The following is an 18,283-nucleotide window of genomic DNA, read 5'->3' as shown; positions in this document are numbered from 1 at the left end:
CGGGGGATTTTCTTTTCCTTCTTACTGCACGTTCATCGAAAGCTCGATGATTTTGTTGGCGAGCTTCGCTTTCTGGAGAACCTCTTCGGTGATGTCGCCGCCGGCTTCGACGATGACGACGCCTGTGTCGGTCGTGATGCGGCGCGATGCCTTCTTGTTGAGCAGGAAGCGGCGATGCCTGTCCTCGGTCGCCTTGGCGGCTGCCTTTTCCGCAGGGTCTTCCGCGGCTTCAGGCGCAGCTGCCGGCTCTGGTGCGGGGACTTCGGCGGGCGTCTCGGCAGCGGGTTCAACGACGGATTCCGGCGCTGGCTCTTCCACCGGCTCTGCCGCGGGCATGTCAGGAACTGCAGGCGTCTCGGGCACAGGCTCGGGAGCGGCCTCGGCGACCGGCTCAGCGACGGGCGGCTCGGCGAATGTCGGGGCAGCTTCAAAGGCGGGAGCAGCAGGAGTTTCGGCTGCGGGCATGGCAGGAGCTGCAGTCGCTGCTACGCTGCCGCTGTCGATGACCGTGACCTGCTTGCCGAAGATGGAAATCTGCTCGGCGGAGATGTTGTCGAGGAAATTTCCCTGCGGGTCGGAAATCTCACACTGCACGACCTTGCCGTCGTCACCGATGTAGATTTCGCTGACAGAACCTTGGATAGTACCTGCCTTTGTGATCGCCTTCGTGCCGATGATGCGCACGTTTTCGTCGAGCAGGTTCTCGAAGTCAACGGCATCCTCAAGCGTCAGGATGTTCTCGCTGTTCGTGATCGTGATGGCGTCGGCGCCGACGGCGATGACGCTTTCAAACGGAATGAGCTTGACGCCGCGATACCAGTCGTCGTCCTCGATCGTGATGGCGGCGACGGCGCCGTTCTTGGCGTCGATGAGCAGGGTCTTGCTCATGCCGAGCTCACGGCCCTCGGTGATGCTGATCACGGGCAATCCTAAGATTTCTGCACTTGTCTTCATAGATATTTCCCCCTGTGTGTGATAGGTTTTTCTTTCTCTATGTCGGAGTTGTCGCCTCATGCCTCTTGAGCGGCGCTTTCGATCTCCGCAGAGACTTCAGGCGGTATTTGCGCAAAGGGCGTATGGGCGATTCCGTGGCTTGCCAAGATATGTTGGACGGTGCGCAGGTAGCCGACGCTTCGGTGGAATTCCTGCTGCATGGCAACGCTTTTTTGCGTTGCAGGAAGCGCGAGCGCTGCCTCATAGGTTTCGCTTGCAGCTTCATAATCGCCCATTTCCTTGTAAGTATTGCCAAGGTTGATGGCGATGAATGGTGCGTAATCATCGTTCCAGTAGAGGCCGAGTGCCTGCTTGTAGGCGAAGACGGCACGACGGGGGCGATGCTCCCGCGACTCCTTGTCTGCATAGTCGAGGTAATCGTCCATCGAATGGAGGCGGCTGACGGCTTCGGTGAGTTCCTTGAGCTCGTCCTTGGCACGCTGGCGTTCTTCTTCGCTGGGCAGTACCGCAGGTTCAAGGTCAAGATCTTCCTCATCGACGGCTTCTTCTGCATTTGCTTCAGCCGCCGCGTCTTCGTCCGCAGCTTCTTCAGCAGTTGTCTCAGCCGCATCGACTTCGTCGGCAGCTTCTTCGGCAGTTGCCTCATCTGCCTCGGTTTCGCTGGCAGCTTCTTCAGCAGTCGCCTCAGCCGCCTCGACTTCGTCGGCAGCTTCTTCGGCAGTTGCCTCAGCCGCCTCGACTTCGTCGGCAGCTTCTTCGACAGTCGCCTCAGCCTCATCGGCTTCGTCGGCAGCCTCTTCAGCGGTTGCCTCAGCCGCCTCGACCTCGTCGACAGTTTCTTCAGCAGTCGCCTCAGTCGCCTCGCCTTCGTCGGCAGCTTCTTCGGCAGTTGCCTCAGCCGCCTCGACTTCGTCGGCAGCTTCTTCAGCAGTTGCCTCAGCCGCCTCGACTTCGTCGGCAGCTTCTTCGGCAGTTGCCTCAGCCGCCTCGACTTCGTCGGCAGCTTCTTCGGCAGTTGCCTCAGCCTCATCGACTTCGTCGGCAGCTTCTTCAGCAGTTGCCTCAGCCGCCTCGACTTCGTCGGCAGCTTCTTCGGCAGTTGCCTCAGCCGCCTCGACTTCGTCGGCAGCTTCTTCAGCAGTTGCCTCAGCCGCCTCGACTTCGTCGGCAGCTTCTTCGGCAGTTGCCTCAGCCGCCTCGTCTTCGTCGGCAGCTTCTTCAGCAGCCGCCTCAGCCTCATCGGCTTCGTCGACAGTTTCTTCAGCAGTTGCCTCAGCCGCCTCGACTTCGTCGGCAGCTTCTTCGGCAGTCGCCTCAGCCGCCTCGACTTCGTCGGCAGCTTCTTCAGCAGTTGCCTCAGCCGCCTCGACCTCGTCGACAGTTTCTTCAGCAGTCGCCTCAGCCGCCTCGTCTTCGTTGGCAGCTTCGTCGGCGGTTTCTTCGACTGCGTCAACTTCGTCAGCTGTTGTCTCGTCGGCAGCGGTTTCGCCGGCTTCCTCCGCCTCAGGCTCGCCGCGTATATCGGCAGAAGCTGTAAGACGTTCCTTCTTCAGCAGGCGGGCGTTGTAAAAGGTGACGCCCAAGGATGCTGCAAGTACGAAGATGAGGATGATTGCATAATGTGTTGCCGTCAGAAAGGATGAGATGTTGAGCGTCGCAAAGTTCACGAGGAAGGCCATGACTGCACAGAGAATCAAGGGTTTGTACTTGATGGGACAGTCAAAGAAAATGGCGATTCGGTGAAGAAAGAGGATACTCGCCGCCATGATGGCAGCAGCAAGCAGGAAAAACGTCAATACCTATCACCACGCTTCGTTTCGATAAGTTTTCCTGCAGACGTCTTTGCGTCCGCAGGGGCTGGGGGCTGCTTGCAGAACCCCTGACATTAGCTATTTCGACGTGTATCCTTGAATTCCTGCCGCAGTTTTTGAAAAAACTGCTTCGTTAAAGTCTTTTGATAAAATTTTTCTTTGCAAAAAGGGAATGTCGGACGGACGGCGAATATTATACATTGAATAAGATTCACGGGACAGTGCATCTTGTTGGAAGCTGCGCTGTTTTGGTGATATGAGGTTTTGCTTTGTTCTTTTTTGGTAAGGAGAGATTCAGATGACAGAGGCAACATTGACGATTGAGAACAAGACGGGAATCCATGCGCGTCCGGCTTCCGTTTTTGTGCAGACGGCTGCAAAATTCAAGTCCAAGGTGCAGGTCAAGGCTAAGGGCAAGACGGCGGATGCCAAGAGCATCCTCATGCTCATGAGCCTGGGACTTGCCAAGGGAACGGAAATCACGATCGAGGCGGACGGCCCCGACGAGGCGGATGCTGTGGCGGCTCTCAAGGAACTTATTGTAACGAAGTTCGGCGAGGAGTAATCAGGGAAGCTCCGGGGAGATGTTCGTTTATGCCCCGGAGCTTTTTTATAAGGACTCATCAAAATCGTTGTGCGACATCTGAACGATCCATGAATGGGGGAGAAGCATATGGCAGAAAGTTTGCGCGGCAAGGGCGTCATCGCCGGCATTGCGATCGGCACGATCATGATGGCAGGCCAGAACATTGACGGCTACCTCAAAGGATATACGCCCGGCAATAAGGACATTGAGAACCAGAAGATCAAGGATGCCATCAAGGCTGTCGTCGCCGTATTGCAGGAAAACATCAAGACGCTGCAGGCGAAGGGGATGGCGGAGCAGGCGGCTATTCTTGAAGCGCACCGCATGCTCGCGCAGGATCCGATGATGGAAGAGACGATGCACACGAAGATCGAAACGCTCGCGAACGCTCCTCTGGCAGTGCTCGATACGGCGAAGGAACAGGCGGCAATTTTCGAGCAGATGGACGATCCGTATTTCCGCGAGCGCGCCACCGACATCCGCGACGTCGGCAAGCGCATTGCCAAATACATTCTCGGCGTCAAGGAGCCGGAGATTGGCGACGATCCCGTGATCCTCTGCGGGCACGAGATCGAGCCGTCCGTCATTGCCAACATCCCGACGGACAAGATCGCAGGCGTGATCTTGGGACAGGGAAGCACGACATGCCATGCCGTCATCATTGCCAAGGCGCGCGCGATTCCGACGGTCGTCGGAATCGGCGAGCGGCTTGCCGAGATCCCCGATGGCGCACGCGTCGTCATCGACGGCGAGCGCGGCGACATCCTCGTGCGCCCCGACGAGGTGACGCTCGCAGACTATCGCGAGAAGATCAAGCAGCAGGAGGAGCGCAAGGCGTACTACGCCGAGCTTGCGCCGCTGCCGGCTGTCACGACGGACGGCGTGCGCGTCGAGCTTTGCGCCAACATCGGCAACCACATGGATGTGGACGCGGCGCTCACTTATGGCGCTGAGGGCGTCGGACTGTTCCGCTCGGAATTCGTTTTCATGGGCAGGCAGGACATCCCGACGGAGGACGATCAGTTCAAGGCGTACAAGGAAGCCGTCGAGAAGTGCGGCGGCAAGATCTGCGTGATCCGCACGATGGACATCGGCGGCGACAAGCCGCTGCCGTACCTCAATATTCCTCCCGAGGACAATCCGTTTCTCGGCTACCGTGCTCTGCGCATCAGCCTGCAGAGAAGGGATCTCTTCCTGCCGCAGCTCAAGGCGATCCTCAGAGCCGGCGTCTACGGCAAGGCGGCGATCATGGCGCCGATGGTCATCAACGTTGCGGAGTTCAAGAAGGTTCTGGAGTTCGTCGACGAGGCGAAGCTGGAGCTTTCGCACGAGGGCAAGGCGTTCTCCGAGAACGTGCAGGTCGGCATCATGGTCGAGACGCCGGCGGCTGCCATCATGACGCCCGAACTTGCCAAGTACGTCGACTTCTTCAGCATCGGCACGAACGATCTCGTGCAGTACACGCTCGCCGTTGACCGCGGCAATTCGAGCATCTCGTACCTCTATAATCATTTCAATCCCGCCGTCCTGCGCCTCGTCGAGCGCACGGCGCGCGCTGCGAAGGACAATGGGATATGGTGCGGCATGTGCGGTGAGATGGCGAGCGATCCCTACGCTGCCGTCCTCTTGATGGCGATGGGGCTGACCGAGCTCAGTATGAGCGCACCGTCGATTCCGCGCGTCAAGGAAAAGCTGCGCGCCGTTTCCGCTGTGCAGGCCAAGGAGATCCTCGCCGATGTCATGAAGATGGAAGACGGGGAAGAAATCAAGGCGTACCTGCAGAAGGTTCTCGCCTGATGCTGCGCTTTACAGCAAGCAGGAAAAAGATAATTCGAGGTCTGATCGCGGCGATGTTTCTCGCCGCGATTCTCGTTTTTGCCGACCTTTTCGTGTTGAGCCGCAGCGCCGCGCTGATCTTCAACCATGCGATGGCCGAGCAGACGATGCTGCGCGGCACGGTGACGGTAGAGAAGCTGCATGCGAACGTCTTCGGAGAGGTGCGCTTTGAAAATCTCGACTGGAAGGATTCGGAGGGCAATACGATCCTTTTCGTGCCGCGCGGCAGTTTTCGTGCGCGTCCCTACGATGTCCTCACGGGCAATTTGAAGTCGACGACGATTCAGGAGCTGACCTTGGACGGAGCCGTGCTCTCGATGGCTTTGGACGACGACATGCAGTTCGATTTCCTGCGCCATTCGCCGGAACTTGACGCGTTGGAGGAGGCAAGACTCAAGGAGAAGGAGCGCGAGGAAAAGGAACGCGCTGAAGAACGCAGAGCGAGGCGCGAAGACATGACGGAGGCGGAGCTCAAGGCGCTCGGCGAGGAAGTGCGAGCCAAGAGGAAGGCGGCGATGAAGGAGCGCCTGAAAAACTTCAACCGCGAGGGAAAGAAGCTGCGCCTGAAGCTCGATCTCACGAACTGCCGCGGTGAGCTTTTCTATCGCCGCCGCCATTACCTGCTGCAGGGCATGGAAGTACATGCGGACATCAACACGTCAGAGGAAGTCGCCGTCAAGGGATCGGTCGTGGGACTCGGCGGCACGATGAAGGGAATCGGAATGACGCTCAATGGCGCGGTCGATATGCGCGAGGCGGATCACCCTGTCGCCGACCTTTCCGTGCTCGTCAGCGAGGTCGATCCGAGCTCGTTGGGATTCGGCATGGACATTCGCGACAAGATGACGCTCTCCGTGCGTTTCACCGGGCCTTTGGAAGCGATGGAGGGCAAAGGCTTCGTGCGCATGAAGAAGCTCCGTATCCCGGGCATTGAGTTCAGAAACGTTGAGGGAACGGTGCGCTGGCACGACGCGCGGCTCGACTTCACCGACGTCACGGCGGACGTCTTCGGCGGCAAGCTGTACGCCTACGGCGACTACGACCTCGACACGCGTTATTGGAATCTTTACGGGAAAGGCGAGGGATTGGAAGCGTCGGAAGGATTCCCGAGCGCTTGGCTCGACTGCAAGGTGGAGCTTGACCTCACGATCCACTCGTCGGGAAACTCGCGGCGTACCAAGTACAGCGGGAGCTTTCGCTCGGGCGCGGGGACGTATCGCTGGGTCGTACCGTTTGCGAGCCTTTCGGGTACTTTCGACAGTGCGTGGCACGACCTTCGGCTCGGCAACCTTGAGATCGATCTCGGCGACGGCTACCGTGCACGCGCCGAGATGTTCCGCAAGAAGGACGGCAAGGTGACGCTCTCGCCGATCGAGATCTACGACGCCGAAGGCAAACGCGCCTCGTTTGGCTGGAAGGAAAAGTGGTAGAGGACAGGCGGGGCTGCTGTGCGGAAATTGCCGTACAGCAGCCCCGCTTTTCATGCGAGGACACAGTTATATTAAATTTATATCTCGATAAAAAGAAATTATTTTCCGAAGAAGGATTTTCGTCGCGCATAGCGAATACAATAGGCGCAAGGCGGGAAAGCCCTATTTTTTTGCGCCATGGGCAAGAGGAAACGCGTGAAAAGCAGAATTTTTCCGAAAAAAACCAGAAAAATCTTATTGCCTATTGCGCGGGTTTATAGTATCATAAACGAGGTAGGGCTTTAAGCGATATCATCATAAACGGAGGGGTAATTGTGGAAATTCTCGTATGTATCAAACAAGTCCCGGGCTCGAACAAGGTTGAAGTCGATCCGGTGACGGGCGTCTTGAAGCGTGACGGCGCTGATTCCAAGATGAACCCGTATGACCTGTTTGCTCTCGAGTGCGGCCTCAGTCTCAAGGAGCAGTACGGCGGACGTGTGAGCGTCATCACGATGGGACCGCCGCAGGCGAAGGCCGTCCTTTATGAAGCGTTCGCCATGGGCGCGGACGAAGGTGCGATCATCTCTGACCGTTCGTTCGGCGGCGCAGACGTCCTCGCGACGAGCTACACGCTTTCGCAGGGCATCAAGAAGTTCGGCAAGTTCGACCTGATCATCTGCGGCCTGCAGACGACGGACGGCGATACGGCGCAGGTAGGCCCTGAGGTCTCCGAGGCGCTCGACCTGCCGAGTGTCTGCAACGTCAAGAAGATCAATGGCGTTGAGGGCGACGGCCTCCTGGTCGACATGGAGATGGCGCAGGACATCGAACATTTGAAGGTGAAGTTCCCGTGCCTCATCACGGTGCAGAAGGACATTGTGCAGCCGCGCCTGCCGTCGTACCTCAAGAAGAAGGCGACGGAGACGAAGGAAATCCCGATGTTCACGCTCCAGGACATGGACGACAAGGACAAGAACCATTACGGCTTGAACGGCTCGCCGACGCAGGTCAGCCGCATCTTCCCGCCGACATCCGACAAGGAGCAGGTTTCGTGGACGGGCACAGCGGAAGAGGTCACGGACAAGATTATGGGCATGCTGAAGAAGAAGAAGTTCATCGCCTGATCGTTTGAACCAAGTCGAAGAAACTGCCCGCATGGCGCGAAAGATTCGCCATGACGGGAGTCGAATAAGAACTGGAGGAAATGCACATGGGGAAACTCATTGTCCATCAAGACAAAATCACCAGCGCGGAGATTATGGAGGCGGTCATCGCCGTCTGCCCGTTCAATGCACTGGAAAACAACGACGGCAAATTGGACATCAATGCGGGCTGCAAGCTCTGTAAGCTGTGCGTGAAGAAGGGACCGACGGGTGTCATGGAGTTCGTCGAGGACGAAGTGAAGCCGTCGGTTGACAAGAGCAAGTGGAACGGCATCGCCGTCTACGTCGAGCATGAGGAGGGCGTGATTCACCCCGTCACGTTCGAACTCATCGGCAAGGCGAAGGAACTTGCGGCAAAAATCCACCATCCTGTGTATGCAGTATTCATTGGCAGCGACATCAAGGGCCACGTCGATGAACTCAGGCACTATGGCGTGGACAAGGTGTTCTGTTGCGATGATCCCGAGCTTAAATATTTCAAGATTGAAACGTACACGTCCGCATTTGAGGCGTTCATCAACAAGGTGAGGCCGACGGCGATCCTCGTCGGCGCGACCTCGGTCGGCCGCCAGCTCGCACCGCGCATCGCCGCCCGCTTCAAGACGGGACTCACGGCGGACTGCACGATTCTCGACATGAAGGAAAACACAGATCTCGTCCAGATTCGCCCGGCATTCGGCGGCAACATCATGGCGGAGATCCATACGCCGAATCATCGTCCGCAGATGTGCACGGTGCGTTATAAGATCATGAACGCTCCCGAAAGAAGCGAGTCGCTGACGGGTGAGGTCGAGGAGTTCACCGTCTCCAAGGACAAGCTCAAGAACCGCGTCGACGTCCTCAAGACGACGAAGAAGCCGAAGGAGCAGAGCATCGAGAACGCCGAGATCCTCGTCGTCGCAGGCCGCGGCATCAAGAAGAAGGAAGACCTCGCGATGATCGAGGAGCTTGCAGAACTCTTGGGCGGCCAGCTCGCCTGCACGCGTCCGATGATGGAAAGCGGCTGGTTCGATGCGAAGCATCAGATCGGTCTTTCGGGTCGCACGGTTCGCCCGAAGCTCATCATCACCTGCGGTGTATCGGGCGCGATTCAGTTCGTCGCCGGCATGAACAACTCGGAAAACATCATCGCCATCAATTCGGATCCGAAGGCTACGATCTTCGATGTGGCGAACTACGCCATCGTCGGAGACATCTATGAGATCGTTCCGCAGCTGATCGAAAAGATCAAGAAAGGGGAGGCCATTGTAGCATGAATACCTACAAGACTTTCGACGAAAAAGACTTCGAGGCTCTTGCCCAGATCGTTGACCGCGAGCGCCTTCTTTGGAAGGATGAGATCAAGGAAGAGTACAGCCATGACGAGCTGAGCGCCGAGGCGCACTATCCGGACGTCGTCGTGCGCGTGCTCTCGACGGAAGAAGTTTCCAAGGTCATGAAGTACTGCTATGACAACAACCTGCCTGTGACGCCGCGCGGCGCTGGCACAGGACTCGTCGGTGCAGCCGTCGCCGTGCACAAGGGCGTCATGATTGATACGACGCTCATGAACCACTTCCTTGAGCTTGATGACAAGAACCTCACGCTGACGGTCGAGCCGGGCGTGCTCATCATGGAAATTTATGCTTACGTCGAGCCGCATGGACTCTTCTACCCGCCCGATCCGGGCGAGAAGTCCGCGACGATCGGCGGCAACATCTCGACGAACGCCGGCGGCATGCGCGCCGTCAAGTACGGCGTCACGCGCGACTATGTGCGTGCCTTGGAAGTCGTCATGGCGGACGGCACGGTCATGAACCTCGGCGGCAAGGTCGTCAAGAATTCGACGGGCTACGACATCAAGGATATGATCATCGGCTCGGAAGGAACGCTCGGCATCGTCACGAAGGCGACGCTGAAGCTCATCCCGCTGCCGAAGAAGACGGTCACGTTGCTCGTGCCGTTCCCGACACTGAAGCATGCGATCGATACGGTACCCGTCATCATGCGCTCGAAGGTCATCCCGACGGCCGTCGAGTTCATGGAGCGCGAAGTCATCATGGACGCGGAAGAGTTCCTCGGCATGAAGTTCCCCGACAAGACGGCAGATGCTTATCTGCTGCTGAAGTTCGACGGCAACTCGACGGAGGAGATTTCGGGCACTTACGACGATATCGCGAAGATCTGCCTCGACCAGGGCGCGATCGATCTCTTTATCGCCGATACGGAAGAGCGCGAGACGCCGATCTGGAAGACGCGCGGTGCGTTCCTTGAGGCAATCAAAGGCTCGACGACGGAGATGGACGAGGTCGACTGCGTTGTGCCGCGTGACTGCGTCAACACGTTCGTTGAATATGTGCATCAGGTGCGCGAGGATATGGGCATCCGCATCAAGAGCTTCGGCCATGCGGGCGACGGCAACCTCCATATCTACATCCTGCGCGACGACATGAACGACGCAGAGTGGAAGAAGAACCTTGAAGGGGCCATGGACCGCATGTATAAGAAGGCTCGTGAACTCAAGGGTCTCGTTTCCGGCGAGCACGGCATCGGCTTTGCAAAGATGTCCTACATGGGTGAGAACTATGCGCCTGAGAAGATCGAGCTCATGCGCGGCATCAAGAAGGCCTTCGACCCGAAGGGCATCCTGAACCCGACGAAGCTTTTCTGAGAATCTGCCGTCAAGACGCATTTACGTCTTTGGTGACTGAATGATGAAATTTTGTGGAAGCTGCAGCTGAAAGCAGCGCTTCCCGACAGACAATCCAGCTTATGAAAGCCCCCTTTTCCCGCCTTGCTGTGAAAAGCGCCGTGCGGGCCGCCTCCTGCACGATCTTGAGCGGCAAGCACGGGAGAAGGGGATTTCTTAAGAAATAATATATACTATTTATTTTTAAGACAATTTAATCAAGGGGGATGGACCATGCTGAAAATCTGTCAGGATTGGCCCAAGGAAGCGTTCGATGACAAACTCATCGATGCGAAATATTGGGACGATTTTGAGAAAAACGCCACGTTGGCTGCTGCGGAAGTCTTTCGCGTGAAGGATCTGGCAGCGGCGAAGGCGAAGACGGCAGAACTCATGAAGGAGTTCGAATGCAAGAAGGTCATCGCGACGTGCGGCGACAACAATGCGGGCATCAAGAAGATCTACGAGGAGCTTTCCACGCCCGAAGTGCCGATTTATACGGAAAAGTTCGAGATTGCGGAACATGCGCCGACGGCCGACCTCGGTCTTTCGGTTGCGGAGTTCGGCGTCGGCGAGACGGGCGGCGTCTGTGTCGATACTTACTCCTACGAGGCGCGCGTCACGGGCATGCTGCCACCGGTACATGCCGTATACGTCAATGCGAACTATATGACGGAAAACCTCACGACGGCTTTGAAGATTATCTCGCGCGTCTACAAGCGCGGTTATGTTGGATTCATCACGGGACCGTCGCGTACGGCGGACATTGAGCGCGTGCTGACGCTCGGCGTTCATGGCCCGAGCCGCTTCTTCGTCATTGCAATCGAGAACATGGAAGGGAGTGAGGGCTGATGGCACGCGATCTGCGCAAGGAAATCAATGAAAAGCTTGAAGATCCGATTCTTCGCGGCGCTCTCGGCAAATTCGCCGAGCAGTATCCGGGCGCTCGCCTGAAGTCGTATGAAGGTCACGACATCGAGGCTCTGCGCGAGGATCTGCGCGCGATGAAGCACGACGCCGTACAGCACATCGACCAGCTCGCCGACCAGTTCGAGGCTTCTGTTCGTGAGCGCGGCGGCGTGGTCTACCGTGCGAAGGACGGCCAGGCGGTCAAGGACTATCTCCTCAAGATCTGCAAGGAGAACAATGTCAAGCGCATCGTCAAGTCGAAGTCCATGGCGAGTGAGGAAATCCGCCTCAACGAAGACATTGAGGCGCACGGCATTCACATCCGTGAGACGGACTTGGGCGAATGGATGCTTTCCGTCGCGGGACAGCACCCGTCGCACATGGTCATGCCGGCGATTCACTTGAATCGCGAGCAGTGCGCGGGCTTCTTCTCCAAGGAGTTGAAGAAGGACATCCCGAGCGACATCCCCTTCATGGTTCAGACGGCACGCCAGGTGCTGCGAGAAGAGTTCATGCAGGCGGATCTCGGCTTCACGGGCGCGAACTTCGGCGTCGCCGAGAACGGTGCGACCGGTCTCGTGACGAACGAAGGAAATGCGCGTATCGCGACGACTCTGCCGCGCATCAACGTCGTCCTCATCGGCTACGAGAAGCTCATCCCGAAGGTTGAAGATATTTCTAAGATCCTGCGCCTCTTGCCGCGAAACGGCACGTGCCAGAAAGCGACGAGCTACGAGACGTTCATCTCGGGTCCGACGCCCGTCATCTACAAGAAAGATGGCAAGTGGGTCGAGGAGGATCGCAAGCTCTACGTCATCCTCTTGGACAACGGCCGTTTGGAAGCTGCGCGTGACCCCAAGCTCAACGAGGTCTATCAGTGCGTGCGCTGCGCCTCGTGCCTCAACGTCTGTCCGATTTGGACACTCGTCGGCGGCAACGTCTACGGGCATATTTACTCTGGCGGCATCGGGGCGATTCTCACGGGTCTTTTGGACAACGGTCTTAAGGATTTCTCGAAGTTCAGCGATCTCTGCATAGGCTGCCGCAAGTGCGTGCAGATCTGCCCGGGCAAGATCCCCATCCCGGACATCATCGACGAGCTGCGTTCGAGGAACGTGAAGGAAAACGGCATGCCGTTTGCAGAAAAGACGGTGTTCCAGAACATCCTCACGAACCGCAAGGTCTTCCATACGCTGCTGAGGATCGGCGCGAAGGCGCAGAAGCCGATGACGAGCGGCAAATTCATCCGCCATCTGCCTCTGTTCTTCGCGAAGATGACGGACAACCGGAGTCTGCCCGCCATCGCCGATACGCCGTTCCGCGACCGCGCCAAGGCGCTCGAAAAGGACAACCCGCAGAATCCGAAGATGCGCGTCGTCTTCTTCACGGGCTGCAACATGGACTTCGTCTTCCCTGACTCGGCAGTCAATGCCGTGCGTGTGCTGCAGGATGCCGGCGTCGCCGTGACCTTCCCGCAGGAGCAGAGCTGCTGCGGCAAGCCTGCGATGGGCATGGGCGACCGTGACACGGGAAGGAAGCTCGCGAAGAAGAACATCGAGGCGCTTCTCGCGTCGAATCCCGATGCCATCTTCTCGGCTTGCCCGACCTGCACGGAAACCTTGGAGAAGACGTACGTCGAGATCTTCGAGGACGATCCTGCCATGCTCTCCAAGGTCAAGACGTTCTCAAGCAAGGTTCGCGAGTTCACGAGCCTCGTCGCGGAGCTCTATGAGAAGGAAGGCCGCCTGATGCCTTCGGCTGCCGGTGGACAGAAGGTCACGTACCACGATTCGTGCCACATCCGCCGCGGTCTCGGCATCTACAAGGAGCCGCGCGCGCTTCTGGAGGCAACGCCGGGCATCGACTTCGTCGAGATGAAGGACGCCGACCACTGCTGCGGCATGGCGGGCGCCTTCGGCGTCAAGTACGTTGAGATCTCGATGCCGCTGCTTGAGAAGAAGGTCAACAACATCAAGAACACGGGCGCTGAAGTTTGCGCGGTCGCTTGCCCGGCCTGCATGATGCAGATCGGCGGCGGTCTCGACAAACAGGCGCCGAACATCAAGATCAAGCATGTCGCCGATATTCTTGCGGAAAATATCGCGGCAAGGGGAAGATGAGATTGATGTAAAAGTTCAGCAGCGTTCGATGCTTCCTGCAGACAGCCTGCGGGAAGCGTCGAAACGACTGCGACGCTTAGGGACGCAAGTTGTCCCGAATCTTTGAAAACTGGATAGGAGTTGAAATTCATGTTAGCTTTGCTCGCAGCAGTACCTATTCTGCTGACCATCGTGCTGACCGTTGTGTTCAACATGTCAGCGAAGAAGGTTCTGCCGATCGCTTGGGCAGTCATTGTCGTCATCGGTTATTTTGCCTGGGAAATGAAGGTTTTGGATATCGCCGCGTATTCTGTGGCGGGTTTCCTCGGCTCTATTGATACGCTCCTCATCATCTTCGGCGCGATCCTGCTGATGAACATGCTGGACAAGGCGGGTGCCATGCACCGCATCCAGGGCATGTTCAACGGCATCACGGAGGATGCGCGCATCCAGCTCGTCATCGTTGGTTTTGCGTTCAGCGCCTTCATCGAGGGTGCGGCGGGCTTCGGCACGCCGGCGGCGATTGCTGCCCCGCTGCTCATCGGCTTGGGCTTTCCTCCGATGGCAGCTGCGATCTCCTGCCTCATCCTGAACTCGACGCCGGTTCCCTTCGGTGCAGCCGGCACGCCGACAAATGCGGCGGCTGATATCGTCAAGGAGATGCTGCCCACGATCGGCATTACCGACTTCGAGGCTTGGAAGCTCGGCCTTTCCTTCATCTCGGCGCTCGGCATGGCCGTCGGCGCGCTCCTCATCATCTTCGTTGTCGTCGGCATCATCACGCGCATGTTCGGCAAGAACAAGTCTTTCATGGATGCCATGCCTGTGCTGCCGTTCTGCCTCTTTGCCGCTGTCGTCTTCGACATCTTCTTCCTCCTCCTTGCCAAGTTCATCGGCTCGGAGATCACGTCGCTGACAGCTGCCGCCATCACGATCTTCGTGCTCATTGGCGCAGCGAAAGCCGGCTTCCTCATGCCGAAGACAATCTGGCGCTTTGAGAGCGATGAGAAGAAGGATAAGAAGACGGAAGATATTCCGCACATGTCGCTCTTCAAGGCTTGGATTCCGTACCTCTTCGTTTCTCTGTGGCTGATCCTCACGCGTATCCCGCAGCTCGGTCTTAAGGGACCCATCAAGAGCGTCGTTATCTCCGTCAAGGGCATCCTCGGCGTTCCGGAAGCTGCATGGAACTTCGCGATCCTCAACAACCCGGGCGTCGCGCCGTTCATCCTCATCGTTCTTCTCTCGATTCCTCTCTACGGCCTCACGGGCACGCAGGTCAAGGAAATCTTCTCGAAGTCCGCAAACCAGGTCTATGGTGCGACCATCGCCCTGATCTTCGGCTTCGGCCTCGTCTACATGTACCGCTATTCGAGCATCAACGGCCTCGGCCTTGACTCCATGCTGCTGACGATGGCGAAGGGCGTTGCAGAGCTTGCGGGCGGCAACTATTTCTACTTCGCAACCTTCATCGGCTCGGTCGGCGCGTTCATGTTCGGTTCGAACACGGTGTCGAACATCATGTTCTCCCCGCTGCAGTTCCAGACTGCACAGCTCCTCAACATCCCGCCGACGGTCATCCTCGCCTTGCAGAATCAGGGCGGCGCGATCGGCAACATGATCTGCATCAACAACATCGTTGCTGCTGCCGCCACGACGGGCGTCATCACCATCAAGGGCATCGAGGGCAAGCTGATCCGAACGGACATCGTGCCATGGGCGATCTACTACGTCATCTGCATCATCACGATGCTTATCGCCATGCAGCTCGGTATCGCACCGACCGTCTGACGCTGTAGCAGTCGCCTGACATACGAAGCAGGAAAGAATCCTCAAGTCTTCTGGCTTGGGGATTCTTTTTTGCTTCAAGGATTCAAATGGAGAGGGTACGCCAACCAGAGAAAGACTTTAGTTTTTGAGATGGAAGAAATTCTTGATGATGTTCTTCTTTTCTGTGGAGGCGGCTTCGTGCGCCGCACTGCTGTTTGCGCTGTTGTAGACGGCGTGCGTCCCCATCTTGCTGCTCGTCAGCCATTCCTCTGAAAAGATGGGCTTGTTCATGACAAGCGTGGCAATTCGGTTGCGGATGGATTCAAGATCTGTGTCAGGCAGCTTTTTTTTCAAGGCCGTACTGAGGAGAGCGCCGATGTCGGCAATCTCTTTTTCTTTTAAGGAGCGTATGGTTGGCGTCAGGCTCGAAAGGCGCAGGGCGGGAAGATATTGATCCTTCTGCATGGTCGGTACGCGATCCGCCTTGACCTGAAAGCCTGCCTTCCCCATGTACTCCGTTATATCGATTTCCTGCAGCTCGGCAGGGAGCAGCGGCAGGACGAGATGCGTGTCCGTGCCGTCGCAGAGGAGGGGGATTCCGCTCATTTCCAAAGTATGTTCGAGCTCCTTGCTGTTGGCGAGAACTTGCTTGCCGTATTGACGGAAGGTTTCCGTTCCGGCTTCCAAGAGAGCCGCGGCCAACGCCGCCATATGATTGATATGGAGTGAAGTGTGTCCCGTATTGATGACTGTTTCATCGAGCTTTTGACCGATCTCCTTCGTGGAAAGCACGATGGCGCCATCCGGGCCGTGCAGCGAATCATTCGTGGGGAACGTGACGACATCGGCAAACGGCACGGGGGAAGGAAGGAGACCGGCCGCGACGAGTCCGACGCTCTGCCCGATGTCCACCCAAAGGTATGCGCCGACTTTTCGCGCAATCTCAGAGAGGCGGCGATAATTCGCGTTGCGCGGGTAGCTGACGGGAGAGAAGATGATCAGATGAGGTTTTGTCTCATCCGCCCGCTGCTCGACCTCATCCCAGTCGAGAACTTGTTTTTTTGCGTCTATACCGAAGTTTTTGAATGTGAAGCTGAGGCCGCTGCAATGTTCTGCTTTGCGCAGATTGAAAGAAAGTACGCGGCTGTTTGGCTGTAGCAGCGCGAGGCAGACGACACGCGAAGCGGCGCCGATATTGCCGAGGCGGACGATGGCATGCTCGCTGCCGAAGAGTTTCTTCGCCCGCTTGATGGCAATCTCTTCGAGATTTGTGCTGTTTGCATTCGGATTTTGTGCATCGAAGGCGCTGTTGGCGAGCAGACTACCTTCCAGATAGTGAGCGAAGGGCGACATGGCATTGTTGTTGGGCACGAGGGAGAGCATGTAGCGCTGACGCTGGATTTCATCCTGCAGCAGGGCGAAGATTTCGGGATCGAAGGCTTGCAGTTTGCTCAATAACAGCTCTTTTTTCATATAGGAAGCTCCTTTCAGCTAGAACGGCCATACCACGGGGATGATAACAGCGCATGTGATGAGGGAGAGCACGGCGAGCGGCACGCCGATCTTCACATAATCCATGAAGCGGAATTTTCCCGGCCCCAGAACTAAGGTGTTGGGCGGCGTGGCGACGGGCGTCGTGAAGGCGCAGGAGGCGGCGATGCCGATCGCCATGAGCACGGGGTGCGGCGACACGCCAATCGATTGGGCGATGGAAATGCCGATGGGGGCGAGGAGCGCCGAGGAGGCCGTGTTGGACATGAACTGCGTGAGTCCGCAGGAGAGAAGGAACATGGAGACGACGATCAGCATGGGAGCAGGATGCGTGCCGATGAGGTCGAGGACGCTGTGCGCGATGAGCTTTCCCGCGCCGCTCGTGTCCATAGCCTTTGCCAGGGGAAGCATGCCGGCGAAAAGGAAGATCGTCGTCCAGTCAATGCCCTGATATGCCTGCTTTTCCGATACACATCCCGTGAGCACGCAGGTGAGAGCCCCGACAATCGCTGAGGTCTGCATGGGGACGTGGATCTGCTTTTCAAGCACCATCGCGATGACCGTAGCGATGAGAATTGCCGCGCAGATGATCATCTTTCGCGCATCTTTGGGTGCTTCGGAGGATTTGTCGTCCATCTCGCTTTCTGACATGGTGTGCGGGCAGAGGCGGCTGCCGATGAATACCATGTAGAGCACGCCGATGATGGACAAGGGGATGCCGATCCAAGCGAACTCGAAGAAGCCGAAGGACGTCAAGCCGTTTGCATCCAAAGTCGCGCTCATTAGGATGTTCGGCGGTGTGCCGATCATCGTGATCGTGCCGCCGACGTTCGCCGCGATGGCGAGCGCCATGAGCTGGGGTGCGACGGGAAGGCGCGCGGCGGCGCAGATCTGCATGACGACGGGGATCAGGCAGGCGACGGTCGCTGTGTTTGACGAAACCGAGGACAGGCCGATCGTTATGACCATCAAGGCGACCATCAGCCGCTTTTCATCCGTGCCCGATTTTTTTACCACTTCTACGCCGATCTTCTGAGCAAGACCTGTCTGGAACATCGCCGCACCGATGACGAACATGCCCGCGAACAATACGACGGTGGAATTCGACAGGCCGGCAAATACTTCGGCGGGCGTCAGCACGCCGAGAAAGCCCAGAGCAATCGCCGCTCCCATCGCCGTCACCGCCAGTGGGATGATCTCCGTGGCGAAGAAGAAGGCGGCAATTCCCAGCACCACTAAGGTCAATGTTGCTGCATCCATTTTCTTATCATCTCCTCTTTTGAAATGTACATCTTCAGGGACGCTTTTCTGAGTAATTATATCCTTCTGTTTTTTCTGAACATATCCTGCCTGATCTGGGAATCCCATCCTATGAAATATCTTTATGGAACAATAACCTAAAGGAATTTATGCTCCATGCAGCTGCACATCTTCACATAACAGAACTTCCGCCGAAAATTGAGGTATGATCTTACATATGAACTTTATTTATATATATTCAATAAAAATTTTCATTCCTCTAGATTTCTTTGCAAAAAATGATATAATACCTATAGGAATATAAAAATCAATATCAAGGAGGAA

13 protein-coding genes are annotated in these 18,283 nt (G+C 57.1%); 9 read left to right on the top strand and 4 right to left on the bottom strand.

The features are described from left to right. Nucleotides 1-21: 21 nt before the first annotated feature. Both SELSP_RS09810 and SELSP_RS11750 read right to left on the bottom strand, forming a co-directional pair. Nucleotides 22-954, bottom strand: a complete 933-nt coding sequence (locus SELSP_RS09810; protein WP_006190621.1) for a PRC-barrel domain-containing protein — start codon at nt 952-954, stop codon at nt 22-24. A gap of 56 nt (nt 955-1,010) precedes the next feature. Beyond that, nucleotides 1,011-2,750, bottom strand: coding sequence for a tetratricopeptide repeat protein (locus SELSP_RS11750; RefSeq protein WP_049781165.1), 1,740 nt, complete (start codon nt 2,748-2,750; stop codon nt 1,011-1,013). Nucleotides 2,751-3,063: 313 nt separating this feature from the next. Here SELSP_RS11750 and SELSP_RS09795 point away from each other — a divergent pair, with 313 nt between their 5' ends. The 9 genes from SELSP_RS09795 (at nt 3,064) to SELSP_RS09755 (ending at nt 15,229) form a co-directional block, all read left to right on the top strand. Beyond that, complete coding sequence (locus SELSP_RS09795; protein ID WP_006190627.1) at nt 3,064-3,330, top strand: HPr family phosphocarrier protein; 267 nt, start codon at nt 3,064-3,066, stop codon at nt 3,328-3,330. Between the two features lie 108 nt (nt 3,331-3,438). Next, a complete protein-coding gene (ptsP, locus tag SELSP_RS09790; protein WP_013740994.1) occupies nt 3,439-5,148 on the top strand; it encodes a phosphoenolpyruvate--protein phosphotransferase in 1,710 nt (569 codons plus the stop codon). Next, the gene (locus tag SELSP_RS09785; RefSeq protein WP_006190632.1) at nt 5,148-6,617 is read left to right on the top strand and encodes an AsmA family protein; all 1,470 of its coding nucleotides are present in this window, start codon (nt 5,148-5,150) and stop codon (nt 6,615-6,617) included. The genes ptsP and SELSP_RS09785 overlap by 1 nt, the downstream gene beginning before the upstream one ends. A 314-nt stretch (nt 6,618-6,931) precedes the next feature. Further along, on the top strand, nt 6,932-7,723 hold the full coding sequence (locus tag SELSP_RS09780) for an electron transfer flavoprotein subunit beta/FixA family protein (RefSeq protein WP_006190637.1): 792 nt from the start codon (nt 6,932-6,934) through the stop codon (nt 7,721-7,723). A gap of 86 nt (nt 7,724-7,809) precedes the next feature. Further along, nucleotides 7,810-9,018: an electron transfer flavoprotein subunit alpha/FixB family protein gene (locus SELSP_RS09775; protein ID WP_013740993.1), complete on the top strand. Its 1,209-nt coding sequence runs from the start codon at nt 7,810-7,812 to the stop codon at nt 9,016-9,018. After that, entirely contained in the window at nt 9,015-10,412 is a 1,398-nt protein-coding gene (locus SELSP_RS09770) for an FAD-binding oxidoreductase (RefSeq protein ID WP_006190639.1), read from the top strand. Before SELSP_RS09775 ends, SELSP_RS09770 begins: the two co-directional genes overlap by 4 nt. Nucleotides 10,413-10,664: 252 nt before the next feature. Further along, on the top strand, nt 10,665-11,282 hold the full coding sequence (locus SELSP_RS09765) for a LutC/YkgG family protein (RefSeq protein ID WP_006190641.1): 618 nt from the start codon (nt 10,665-10,667) through the stop codon (nt 11,280-11,282). Further along, nucleotides 11,282-13,459 carry an L-lactate dehydrogenase (quinone) large subunit LdhH gene (gene ldhH / locus SELSP_RS09760; RefSeq protein ID WP_006190642.1) on the top strand — a complete coding sequence of 726 codons (2,178 nt, stop codon included), beginning with the start codon at nt 11,282-11,284 and terminating at the stop codon, nt 13,457-13,459. The genes SELSP_RS09765 and ldhH overlap by 1 nt, the downstream gene beginning before the upstream one ends. 129 nt (nt 13,460-13,588) lie before the next feature. Next, nucleotides 13,589-15,229, top strand: a complete 1,641-nt coding sequence (locus SELSP_RS09755) for an L-lactate permease (protein ID WP_006190645.1) — start codon at nt 13,589-13,591, stop codon at nt 15,227-15,229. A gap of 117 nt (nt 15,230-15,346) precedes the next feature. On the opposite strand, the gene SELSP_RS09750 is transcribed toward SELSP_RS09755, so the two are convergent. Both SELSP_RS09750 and SELSP_RS09745 read right to left on the bottom strand, forming a co-directional pair. Beyond that, nucleotides 15,347-16,681 (bottom strand): serine hydroxymethyltransferase, encoded by a 1,335-nt coding sequence (locus SELSP_RS09750; RefSeq protein WP_006190648.1) that lies wholly within the window; start codon nt 16,679-16,681, stop codon nt 15,347-15,349. Between the two features lie 18 nt (nt 16,682-16,699). Beyond that, nucleotides 16,700-17,959, bottom strand: coding sequence for an SLC13 family permease (locus tag SELSP_RS09745; protein ID WP_013740992.1), 1,260 nt, complete (start codon nt 17,957-17,959; stop codon nt 16,700-16,702). Between the last annotated feature and the right edge of the window lie 324 nt (nt 17,960-18,283).

Source organism: Selenomonas sputigena ATCC 35185 (assembly GCF_000208405.1).
GTDB lineage: Bacteria > Bacillota > Negativicutes > Selenomonadales > Selenomonadaceae > Selenomonas > Selenomonas sputigena.
This window is presented reverse-complemented; position numbering and strand designations above follow the sequence as displayed.

What these genes read in the sequence shown, in the direction of transcription:
- SELSP_RS09810 (WP_006190621.1), bottom strand. Translation starts at nt 954, where the DNA reads ATGAAGACAAGTGCAGAAATCTTAGGATTGCCCGTGATCAGCATCACC.
- SELSP_RS09795 (WP_006190627.1), top strand. Translation starts at nt 3,064, where the DNA reads ATGACAGAGGCAACATTGACGATTGAGAACAAGACGGGAATCCATGCG.
- ptsP (WP_013740994.1), top strand. Translation starts at nt 3,439, where the DNA reads ATGGCAGAAAGTTTGCGCGGCAAGGGCGTCATCGCCGGCATTGCGATC.
- SELSP_RS09785 (WP_006190632.1), top strand. Translation starts at nt 5,148, where the DNA reads ATGCTGCGCTTTACAGCAAGCAGGAAAAAGATAATTCGAGGTCTGATC.
- SELSP_RS09775 (WP_013740993.1), top strand. Translation starts at nt 7,810, where the DNA reads ATGGGGAAACTCATTGTCCATCAAGACAAAATCACCAGCGCGGAGATT.
- SELSP_RS09770 (WP_006190639.1), top strand. Translation starts at nt 9,015, where the DNA reads ATGAATACCTACAAGACTTTCGACGAAAAAGACTTCGAGGCTCTTGCC.
- SELSP_RS09765 (WP_006190641.1), top strand. Translation starts at nt 10,665, where the DNA reads ATGCTGAAAATCTGTCAGGATTGGCCCAAGGAAGCGTTCGATGACAAA.
- ldhH (WP_006190642.1), top strand. Translation starts at nt 11,282, where the DNA reads ATGGCACGCGATCTGCGCAAGGAAATCAATGAAAAGCTTGAAGATCCG.
- SELSP_RS09755 (WP_006190645.1), top strand. Translation starts at nt 13,589, where the DNA reads ATGTTAGCTTTGCTCGCAGCAGTACCTATTCTGCTGACCATCGTGCTG.
- SELSP_RS09750 (WP_006190648.1), bottom strand. Translation starts at nt 16,681, where the DNA reads ATGAAAAAAGAGCTGTTATTGAGCAAACTGCAAGCCTTCGATCCCGAA.
- SELSP_RS09745 (WP_013740992.1), bottom strand. Translation starts at nt 17,959, where the DNA reads ATGGATGCAGCAACATTGACCTTAGTGGTGCTGGGAATTGCCGCCTTC.